A 10,360-nucleotide genomic window follows, 5' to 3' on the forward strand; every position below is an offset into this window, starting at 1 on the left:
TACTACCGGCCGAGTGCCCTGCCCGGATGCAGGGCGCGGAAGAATCTTTGCGACTTTCAGCCGGCTGATTCCCTTCCGCGGCGCCAAAGGACTCTGCCTGGCCTGCGGTCCATCAGCGTTACCGCGCCGAGGGCCCCCGCAATCACCACCATGCTGCCCAGCCAGCCGGCGGCAAGGATCAACAAAGTCATCCGGTCACTGGCCTCCACCGGTGCCAGCGACTGGCCGGCCACCACCACCTTGCCAGCCGCCTGCCTTGCGACGATTGCCATCCGCAGGCCGGTCTCCGGCTGCCACGTCACCGTGTCCGTCCCCAGGGTCCGCGCCGCCTCCAGCACGCCGGTGGGTACCACCGGAATAGTCCCGTGCAGCGTCACCGTGCTGGAGAGCGGGCTGTTGTTGTCCCCGTAAACGATCAGGAAGACCCCGGAATCGGGTGCCAGCTCCAGCCAGGGCCCGGCCGCCGTATCGGGTCCCTCCTGCTGAAGCCGCGCCGCCGCGGCCGCCGCCGGAGCCGTGTTGGCCGCGTGGCGTCCGATCTGCTGCAACGTGACGTAAATGCTGCCGAAAGCGAACGTGGAAATTATGGCTGCGGTCACGCACCAGATGATCCGTTTCATGTGAATATGATGCGCCTGAACCTTGCGATCAACAGTGCCAAAAGGAACAGGCTGCCGCGGCCCAGGGCCGGATGCTCCCGGCATAGCCCGTAGACTTACTGTTTGAACTAGTGCTGCATAACAGTTTGCCGATCGTCCGGGGGGACAGACATGCCACAACCGGCGGATCAGAATGCAGGCGCCCCAGCAGAGGATGCAGGGCAGCCGCAACTGCGCCGACGCCGCGACCTTCGTCGTGCCGACGGAACAGTGGACGATGCCTGGACAGGAACCATGCCAGCCGTAACCCCTTCCCCTTCCAGCCAGAACGACGCCGGAACACCGGTGACCCGCCGCACGTCCTGGGCCGAGGCGGCCGCCGCAGCCGACGCCACCAAGCCGTCCCGCGCCCCGGCCCCCACCCGCACTCCGCCGCCGGCACCCGCGGCCCCGCCGGCTGCACCGGTGTCCCCGCCCGCCGGGCCCATCGCCTCCGTGCCGGGCGCCTCCCTGCCGGGGACCGCTGAACCCGCCGCGGCCGAGCCCGCCCGCCGAACAGGCGGGAGTGCGCCGGAAGCCGCGCCGCCGGCGTCGGACACTCCGTCATTCCGCCGCAGCCGGCCCACCGTGGCCGACGCGATCGCCGACAGCCCCATGCCTGACTTCATCAGCTCGCCCGGCCTGTTCGTCAAGGAACAGAAGCCGCGGCCGGTGGGCGGATTCCGCGGTGCGCTGTACAACCTGACCGGCGGCGCCTGGAACCTGGGCCCCGGCCCCAAACAGCGCCTCGAAGACGAGCTGGGCCGCCGGATTTCCCGGCAGCTCCAAGGCAGCTACAACACCGCCGTCCTAAGCCTCAAGGGCGGCATCGGCAAGACCTCCACCACCGTGGGCGTGGGCCTGACCCTGGCCGAATACCGCGGCGACGCGCCGTGCGCCATTGATGCCAACCCGGACTCCGGCGACCTCGTGGAACGCGCCCTGGGCGAGGGCATCTACCAGCAGTCCAGCCCGCGGACCATCACGGACCTGCTGGAGAACATCGAATCCATCGATTCCCTCACCGCCCTGGCCCGGTACATGCACCACGCCGGCCGGCTGCACCTGATCGCGGGGGAGCAGGACCCTGAGGTCTCGGACTCGCTGACCGCCGAGGAATACCTGCGGATCCGCAAGCTCATCTCAAGCTACTACTCGGTGGCCCTGACCGACTGCGGCACCGGCGTGACGCACAACGCGATGAGCGGGATCCTGCAGTCGGCAGACAACCTGGTGATCGCCGCAGGCTACGCCGTCTCCGGCGCCAAGCGGGCCCGCAGCACCCTGCACTGGCTGGCCAGCCACGGATACGAGGACCTGGCCCGGAACGCGATCGTGGTCATCACGGACAAGGACGAGGTGTCCTCCCGGGTGGACAAAGACGCCATCGAGGAACACCTGTCCGGGATTTGCCGCGAACTGATCGCCGTGCCGCACGACCGCGGGGTGGCCGACGGCGACCTGGTCACCCTGGACGTGCTCAAGCCGGAAACACGGCGGGCATACAAGGAGATTGCCGCCGCGATCGTAGACGGATATCGGTAACAACTTCGTTATTTTCCGGCGCCGGAGCAGGTATCCCCGCCCCCGGATTCAGGTATCGGTTACTGATCACATTCGCCGGGCGGCTGCATATCCTGCATTCATGCTGAAAACCGTGCTTCGGAGTCTTCGTCCAAAGCCAAAGTGCAAGGTCTGCGGCTTGGTCCTCCCTCCCTCTCCCACTGCGGTGTTTTGCTCCCGCGACTGCTATGACAGCTACCTGTCCACCGCTGACGGCGCCCGCCGCGGCCAGTAGCTCGTCGTCTGAGTAGTGCCCGGTGCGAAAGACAGGTAGCCGGTACCGGGGAAATCCCGGCGGCACGCTCGTAGCCTCGTCAGCATGATGGATCTCATGGATGGTGGGCGCCGCCGTCGCCGCCTGCCGAGGCGCGAGACGCTCGAGCTCGTTGGTTTCACGGCGCTGTCCGTGGCGGCCGCGGCTGTACTGCTGCCCGTGATCGGGGTGAAGACGGTGGTGAGTTCGCTGCCGTTCGTAAAGCCCGCGCCCCGGCACGACGCCGAGGACAGTTACCTGATCAATTAAGCCCCGGCCCAGCAGCGGTGCGCCCCGGCACTTTGCCGCGCGCCGCCGTCGTACCTCCCCTGCCCCGTTTACCGCGGGACGGTGGTTGCCCGCGGCAGGCGGATGCAAAAGCAGGCGCCGTCCCCGCCCGGCGCCGTTGGTTCCACCGTGAGGCTGAGGTTCATCCGCTGGGCCAACCGGGCCGCGATGGACAAGCCGAGCCCGCTGCCGGTGGGCCGTTGTCCGCTGTACCGGCGTGCCAGCGCTCCACGGTCGAAGGCGATGGCGGCGTCCTCCGCGGTAAGCCCGGGACCGCTGTCATGAACCTGGATGGCGACGATGCCGCGCTGGTGGTTACCTGACGCTGTCGCGGGGGAGGGCGGCTCATCTTCGATCATTACCTTCAGGGCCAGGGGTTTCCCCGGCGGCGTGACGCGCAAGGCGTTGCCGATGAGCCCGTCAATGATTTGGCGGAGCCGCTGGGCGTCCGTGGTGACCATCAAGGGTTCCCCGGCATCCGCAGCGGGCAGTTGGACTGTGACCTCCACGCCCGCCTGGGCCGCTGCCGGCTGCCAGGCGCGCTGCGTCTGTTCCAGGAGCACGGAGACGTCGACAGGTTGGACATCGAGCGTGAAATCGTCAGCCTCCAGCCGGGCCAGTGCCAGCAGGTCCCGGACAAAACCGTCCAGCCGGTCCGTTTCCGCGGCCAGGGTCTGCCCCACACGGGCTGCGTCTTCGGGTGGCACCATTCCGTCCTGCAGGGCCTCGGCATATCCGCGCAGCGCGGTGAGCGGCGTGCGGATCTCATGCGAGATGGACAGCAGGAATTCCCGTTGCCTGCTTTCGCTGGCCAGCAGCGCATGGTCCAGCGTGTTGATGGCCTCGCCCACGGCGCGGACCTCGGCAGCGCCTGCGGGTTCAAAGTGAACGGTCCGTTCACCGGCGGCCATTCGCCGTGCCGCCGCTGCAGTCCTGACGAGCGGGCCTGAGAGCCGGCGGGCAAGCAGGGTCCCGGCCAGGGCGGCGATCAAGAGCCCGGCCGCCAGGGCAAGCAGCGTTGGTTGCAGCAGCCGCGCCGATCCTGCGTTAACGTCCGAGAGCGACCTGGTCAGGACGATCCCGCCGCCTTTGGCGAGGGGCCTCGCTTCGACCAGGAACTGGACACCTCCACGGGTGACGGTACGGGAGATTTTTTGCCCGGCGAGCACCGGGTGGACCGCGTCCGGACCCAGGATCTGGGAGGCCGCACCGGTGACGGAACCGGCAGGAGTGATGGTGGAGAGATCGTAATTGTCCGGTCCGAGGAGATTGCGCTCCCGCAGGTCCAGTGCCTGGGCAGCCACCGGAGCGGCGCTGAAGGCATCGGCCTGGCGGGAAAGCTGCTCCCGGGCCTGGTTGACGGCAGCGGAACGGATCAGCGGAAAGGCGACGCTGCCGGTGACAAGGACTGCCAGGACGGCGACGGCGGCAGTGACGAGCGTGATGCGACCGGCCAGGGAACGCAGCCACGGCACCGTGGGAGGTCCGGGGCGGCGCTCCTCGCGTACGCCCGGTCCGGGCAGCGGGCCACTCACGCCCGGTCGCCGTCCGCAGAGTATCCGACCCCGCGCAGGGTGCGGATGGGGTTGCCCGGACCGAGCTTGGAACGCAGCTGGGCGATGTGCACATCCACGGTTCTCCCCGCCGAGTAGTCAGCCTGTCCCCACACCGCCGACAGGAGCTGCTCACGGCTGAACACCCGGCCGGGGCTGGCCAACAGGTATGCGAGCACATCGAATTCCCGCGCGGTCAACTCCACCGGCTTACCTTCCACGCTGGCGGTGCGGTTCTCCGGGTCCAGGGCCACCGACCCGACGCGCAAAATGCCGTTGCCTGGGACGCCGGCGGTGCGGCGGAGCACGGTCTTGAGGCGCACCACCAGTTCCCGGGGCGAAAACGGCTTCGTCAGGTAGTCATCGGCGCCCAGCTCCAACCCCAGCAGCATGTCCACTTCCTCGTCGCGGGCGGTGACGAAGATGATCGGAGTCCAGTCGTTCCGGGCACGCATGCGCTGGCAGACCTCGATCCCGTCAATGCCCGGCAGCCCGACGTCGAGCACCACCGCCACCGGCCGCAGGCTCCGGACCCGCTCCAGGCCGCCTTCCCCGGTGGCCTCGACGTGCACGCCGAAGCCGGCCCGGCTCAGGTAGAGGCGCTGCACGTCAGCGATGGCGCGCTCGTCCTCAACAATCAGCACCAGCCCGCGGGACGGCGTGGTGCCGGCAGCTGTTGATTGCTCCATGCATCCATTCAACGCCATGGCAGCACCCGCCCGGCCGGCCGGCGCCTGAACTTTACCGTCCTCTTACATTCGCCGAACACGGTCCTGACTTGCCCGCGCCACAGTGGAAAGGCAACACAGCGCAGGCCTGGCACAAACTGTCCGGGTCCACGGAACCATCGAGGAGATACGCATGAACACCAATCCCACCGCGCCGCGCAACAGCGACGCACGCCGCTGGCGCGTTCGCGCAGGCGCGGCCGCTGCAGGAGCTGTCCTCATCGGGGGAGCGGTTCTTGGGGCGACGTCGGCCTCGGCAGCCGGCCAAAGCCCTGCACCTTCAGCCGGTGCCACCTCCGCGGCGCCGAGCCCAGGCAACGGGAAACAGTCCGCCGCCCATCCCTTCGCCCGCGCCCTCCGGAACGAGCTCAGGGTGGACCTCCAGGGAGCCGACGGCTTCGGGGACAAGGCCCACGAGATCGCCTATGTGCTGATTCACCACACCAAAGCCTTCGAAAAGCTCCCGGCCAACCTGCAGGCAGACCTGAAGACCCTGGAAGCAGCCGCGGCTCCCGACCGTGACGGCGATGCGGCGAAGATCAAGGACACCGCCCTCAACGGCGGCTACGGGGACAAGATCCAAAAGGCGGCCAAGGCCATCGAGGCCAAAGCTGCCCAAACACCCGCGAAGCCGTAAGCGTATCCACTGGACGCTGGCTTTGCTCCGGCACGTTGGCGCCGCCTTGGCCACCTCGGCGCTGCCCCGGCCGCAGGGCCGGGGCAGCGGCCGCCGGCCCGTGGGGCTCAGGAAGCGCGGCCCGCAGGAATCTGCTCATCGCTTTGGCCCGGCTGCCCGCGGTGGAGCTGGAAGGCCGTGGTGACCATGGCAAAGTGGCTGAAAGCCTGCGGAGTGTTGCCCAGCTGGCGGCCTGCGCGCGCGTCCCATTCCTCGCTGAGCAGGCCCACGTCGTTGCGGAGCGCAAGCAGCCTTTCAAAGAGTTCCGTGGCTTCGGTCCGCCGCCCGGCGCCCAGAAGGGCGTCCACAAGCCAGAAGGAACACGCCAGGAAGACGCCTTCACCGCCCGGCAGCCCGTCGTCGCTCTCCTCCGGCCGGTAACGCAGGACGAATCCGTCCTGTGTCAGGTCACGCTGGATGGCTTCGATCGTCCCGACGACGGCCGGGTGGTCCGGTGGGAGGAAGCCGACCCGCGGAATGAGGAGCAGGCTGGCATCCAGTTCAGTGCCGCCGTAGGACTGGACGAAGGAGTTCAGCTCAGCGTTGAAGCCGTGATCCATGACGTCTTTATGGATCGCGTCCCGCAAATCTTCCCACCGGTCCGCAGGGCCCGGCAGGTGGAACTGGCGGACGCCCTTAACCATGCGGTCCACGGCCACCCAGGCCATGACCTTGGAATGGGTGAAATGCCTGCGGGGTCCGCGGACTTCCCATAACCCGTTGTCAGGTTGCTGCCACACACCCTCGAGGTGCTCCATCAGCGCAGTCTGGATGTCCCACGAATCATCCGGGACGTGCAGGAGCGCGTTGCGGGTAAGGGAAAGACCATCAATGACTTCGCCCCACACATCCAGCTGAAGTTGGTCCGCCGCGGCGTTGCCGGTCCGGACCGGCGAGGACTTTTCGTAACCGGCCAGCCAGGGCAGCTCGGACTCAGGAAGCCGGCGCCGCCCGTCGAGGGAGTACATGATCTGCAGGTCTGCAGGGTCCCCCGCCACCGCCCGCAGCAGCCATTGCCGCCACGCCTTGGCTTCGTCCGTGTAGCCGGCCGTGATGAGCGACTGGAGGGTGAGGGTAGCATCCCGGAGCCAGCAGTAGCGGTAATCCCAATTGCGCGGGCCACCCGGCTGCTCAGGCAAAGAGGTTGTGGCGGCCGCTACGATCCCGCCGGTGGGGGCGAAGGTCAGCGCTTTCAACGTGATCAAAGAGCGCTGGATGGCGTCGCGGTAAGGACCGTCCGCCCCGCTGCGGGCCGACCATTCCTCCCAGTAAGCCACGGTCTGGGCAAGTGCGGCGCCAGCATCGACCGTCCGCGAACGCTGGCGGTAGCTGGGGGTCCAGGTCAGGACGAACGGAACCGTGTCCCCGGCATTGACCGTGAACTCACTGACGGTGCGGCGGTGCTCGCCGTGCATGGGAACCGGTGAGGCGACGTGCACCGAGTCGGGCCCGGCGACGGCGTGGATCCCGGTCTTGGTGCGGCGAACCCATGGAACCACGTGCCCGTAGTCGAAGCGCAACGCCAATTCGCTGTGCATCTGGACGGTGCCGTCCAGTCCCTCAACGATCCGGACCAGGTCGGCGGCTTCATCCCGGGGAGGCATGAAGTCCGTGACCCGGACGCGCCCCGTCCCGGTCTCCCACTCGGTTTCCAAGACCAGCGTGTCGTGGCGGTAACGGCGGCTGGTGCAGGCTCCCGCATTCACGGGTGCCAGAAGCCACCGCCCGGCCTCCGGACTGTCCAGGAGGGCCGCGAAACAGGCAGGGGAGTCAAAATGCGGGAGGCACAACCAGTCGATCGAGCCGTCAGTGCCGACCAGCGCGACCGTGTGCAGATCGCCGATGATGGCGTAGTCCTCGATCTTCCGCATCTCAGAGGTCCTGGAAGTCCAGGACAACTTTCACGTCGTCGTCCCTCCGCCGGAAGGCATTGTCAAAGTCACCCAAGGGGACCCGGCGGGAAATCAACCGCTGAAGCCAGCCTTGGTCCGCCTTTTCCAGCGCCTCCACCGCAGCCTCGTAGTGGCTGCGGTTGGCATTGACGCTGCCGAAGACCGATTCGTTGCCCAGCACCAGGGTCCGGTTGACGGAACCAACGTCAACGGAATTGGTCTTGCCGGGCGAGGAAACTCCCGTCAGGCACGTGACAGAATCAACCGCACGGCAGGTCAGGGTCTCCATCACTACGGAGGCCACACCGGTGCATTCGACCAACACGTCGGCTTCCACCCCGGAGGTCGCAAGGCTTTCCGAATGGTAAATGGCACCAAGGTCAGCGACGAGTTCGGGTTTGGGGCCGGTGGTCACCCGATCAAACACGTGTACTTCCAAACCGCGCTGCACGCCCAGGAGCGCTGCCAGCAGGCCCACTGGGCCGGCACCTGTCACCACGGCGATTTTGGGCTCGAAAAAGGCGCGCGAGCCGATCGCATCAATGTGCTGCCACGCCTTGGCGACGATGGTGGTGGGCTCCAGCAGGACACCCACATCTTCCAGGGACGCCGAAAGCCGTACCAGTGCGTCGGGATCGGCGCGGTAGCGGTCACGGGCAAAGCCGTGCAGTCCTTTGATTCCATGTTCGGTGTAGCGGCCGTTGCGGCACATGTCCCACTGGCCGGCCGCACAAGCGGGGCACGGCACAGGATCCGGGCGCCTGACGATTCCCACCACCAGGTCACCGGCGCTGAGTCCGCTGCCTTCTGGGGCGTCGAGGACCCGCCCGAGGTTTTCGTGGCCCAGGACAAGGTAGGGGGAGCCCTCCGGTGCTTCGCCGTACTCGCCGGCGGTGATTTCAACGTCTGTTCCGCAGAGGCCTATGGCCAGGGTTTCAACGAGGACCGAACCTTCGGCGGTGGCGGGTTCGGCGATTTCCCTGAGCTCCATTGAATCGACGGAACCGGGGATAACGGTTAAAGCTTTCACGATTTCCTCCCTGCCTCAGGACACTTTGTGGTGCCCGTTCCATTTGGATCCGTGCAGAAAACATGTGGTTTTCCCAGCGTTTGCCGTGAGCTTACGCAAATAGCCTGAATACCGGCCCGGAAAAGGCTGGGAGCCGCCACATCACTATTGACGGGTGGTCCACCTTGCCCCGGCTTTCCGCTTGGACGGAGGGTGTTGGAGTCCCGTGCCAGCAGGTCCTTGCGCAGTTGTGTATTCAGGTCTAACGTCTGGGCTAACTTTGAAATTCGTGGCGACTGGGCGCACGAATAAGAACCAGTGAAGAAATTGCTGATTATCTGCCTATTAGCGCCCAGGAGCTTTTGTGAACATCAAGCGTTCCCTGACATGGTTGTCCCAGTCCGTTGTTGCCGCCGCCTTGGTGGCCGGGTCCCTTCTGGCGATGTCGCCGGCGGCCTCGGCTGATCCGGTCTACGGTACGCAAAGCATCTCCTACTCGGGGGTCGCCAATCCGCCCACCTCGGATAAACCCCAGAGCAAGCTGTGGTGGAATGACGGCTCGTGGTGGGCGGATATGTGGACAACCGGCAGCGGCTGGCACATTTACCGCCTCGACCGCGGAACGCATACCTGGGTGGATACCGGATTACTGAATGACGCCCGCGGAAATACCTTGGCCGATGTGCTGTGGGATGGCACGCATCTGTACATTGCCTCCCACGTCGTTGCGGTTTCGACCAACTCAGGCCCCGTCGTTTCGGCGACAGGCCAGCCCGCAAATCTGTATCGGTACAGCTACGCCGGCGGCAAGTACACCCTTGACGCCGGATTCCCCACGGTCATCACGAATAACACCAGCGAATCAATGACCATTGATGAAGACAGTACCGGGGCCATCTGGGCCACCTGGACGCAGGTAGCCGGGAACTCCACCGCCGGCTACACCAACACCGTGTATGTGAACAACTCCGCACCCGGAGGCGCCAGCTGGGCCAGCCCGTTTGTCATCCCTGTTTCCAACCCGAATGCCTCACCAGATGACATCTCAGCGGTTGTCGCATTCGGCAAGAACAAGATCGGGGTCATGTGGAGCGACCAGCTCACTGGGTCTGTCTGGTGGGCCATGCGGACCGACGGAACCTCGCCCACGGCGTCGTCATCGTGGAAACAACAGCCCGCCATCAGGGGTACTGGCCAGGCTGATGACCACCTCAACATCAAGTCCTTGCAGGCTGATCCCAGCGGGCGGGTCTTTGCCGCCGTCAAGACGAGCCTCAACGATACGTCTTCGGATCCCACGCTGCCCCAACTGCTGCTGCTCGTCTTCAAGCCGGGAACCGGCTCCTTCACGCAATCAACACTTTCCACAACCGGGGACTGCGTCACCCGGCCGCAGATCGTCCTGGACACCCAAAACAATCTGGTCCACGCCTTCCAGACGGCACCGCCCACCTCAGTCAGCGGGTGCGCCTACTCGGGCGTGGCCGGAACCATTTATGAGAAGACCGCGTCCATGGACAACCCGGTATACGGCTCGGGACGTGGAACGCCGGTCATCCAGAGCGCCTCCTCGTCAAATATGAACGATGTGACCACCACCAAACAGGGCGTCAACGGCACCACCGGCCTGGTGGTCCTGGCCAGCGACAACGTGGCCAAGCGCTACTGGTTCTCGGACCGGTCCCTCGGCCCGGCTGTCCCTGCGCCGGTGGCGTCGTTTACGGCTTCGCCGACGTCGGGGACGGCGCCGTTGAACGTGA

Annotated in this window: 9 protein-coding genes; 4 read left to right on the forward strand and 5 right to left on the reverse strand. The window is 66.3% G+C overall.

All coding sequences use genetic code 11. The features are described 5' to 3' along the window. Positions 1-56: 56 nt before the first annotated feature. Positions 57-620, reverse strand: a complete 564-nt coding sequence (locus QRM95_RS07590; protein WP_285247186.1) for a hypothetical protein — start codon at positions 618-620, stop codon at positions 57-59. Positions 621-893: 273 nt separating this feature from the next. On the opposite strand from QRM95_RS07590, the gene QRM95_RS07595 reads away from it, so the two are divergent. Together QRM95_RS07595 and QRM95_RS07600 are read left to right on the forward strand one after the other, a co-directional pair. Continuing rightward, on the forward strand, positions 894-2,183 hold the full coding sequence (locus QRM95_RS07595) for a MinD/ParA family ATP-binding protein (protein WP_285247187.1): 1,290 nt from the start codon (positions 894-896) through the stop codon (positions 2,181-2,183). 337 nt (positions 2,184-2,520) lie between these two features. Next, the gene (locus tag QRM95_RS07600) at positions 2,521-2,724 is read left to right on the forward strand and encodes a hypothetical protein (RefSeq protein ID WP_285247188.1); all 204 of its coding nucleotides are present in this window, start codon (positions 2,521-2,523) and stop codon (positions 2,722-2,724) included. A gap of 68 nt (positions 2,725-2,792) precedes the next feature. On the opposite strand, the gene QRM95_RS07605 is transcribed toward QRM95_RS07600, so the two are convergent. Together QRM95_RS07605 and QRM95_RS07610 are read right to left on the reverse strand one after the other, a co-directional pair. Then, positions 2,793-4,277 (reverse strand): sensor histidine kinase, encoded by a 1,485-nt coding sequence (locus tag QRM95_RS07605; RefSeq protein ID WP_285247189.1) that lies wholly within the window; start codon positions 4,275-4,277, stop codon positions 2,793-2,795. After that, positions 4,274-4,984 carry a response regulator transcription factor gene (locus QRM95_RS07610; RefSeq protein ID WP_285247190.1) on the reverse strand — a complete coding sequence of 237 codons (711 nt, stop codon included), beginning with the start codon at positions 4,982-4,984 and terminating at the stop codon, positions 4,274-4,276. Before QRM95_RS07610 ends, QRM95_RS07605 begins: the two co-directional genes overlap by 4 nt. Before the next feature lie 172 nt (positions 4,985-5,156). On the opposite strand from QRM95_RS07610, the gene QRM95_RS07615 reads away from it, so the two are divergent. Next, complete coding sequence (locus QRM95_RS07615; RefSeq protein ID WP_285247191.1) at positions 5,157-5,660, forward strand: hypothetical protein; 504 nt, start codon at positions 5,157-5,159, stop codon at positions 5,658-5,660. Positions 5,661-5,767: 107 nt separating this feature from the next. Here the strand turns inward: QRM95_RS07615 and QRM95_RS07620 are convergent, their stop codons facing one another. Further along, entirely contained in the window at positions 5,768-7,570 is a 1,803-nt protein-coding gene (locus QRM95_RS07620; protein ID WP_285247192.1) for a glycoside hydrolase family 15 protein, read from the reverse strand. 1 nt (position 7,571) lies between these two features. Next, a complete protein-coding gene (locus QRM95_RS07625) occupies positions 7,572-8,621 on the reverse strand; it encodes a glucose 1-dehydrogenase (protein ID WP_285247193.1) in 1,050 nt (349 codons plus the stop codon). 343 nt (positions 8,622-8,964) lie between these two features. On the opposite strand from QRM95_RS07625, the gene QRM95_RS07630 reads away from it, so the two are divergent. Then, a partial coding sequence (locus QRM95_RS07630) for a hypothetical protein (protein ID WP_285247194.1) occupies positions 8,965-10,360 on the forward strand: 1,396 nt, incomplete at its 3' end.

Origin of the sequence: Pseudarthrobacter sp. efr-133-R2A-89 (genome assembly GCF_030209315.1) — a bacterium.
Taxonomy (GTDB): Bacteria; Actinomycetota; Actinomycetes; order Actinomycetales; family Micrococcaceae; genus Arthrobacter.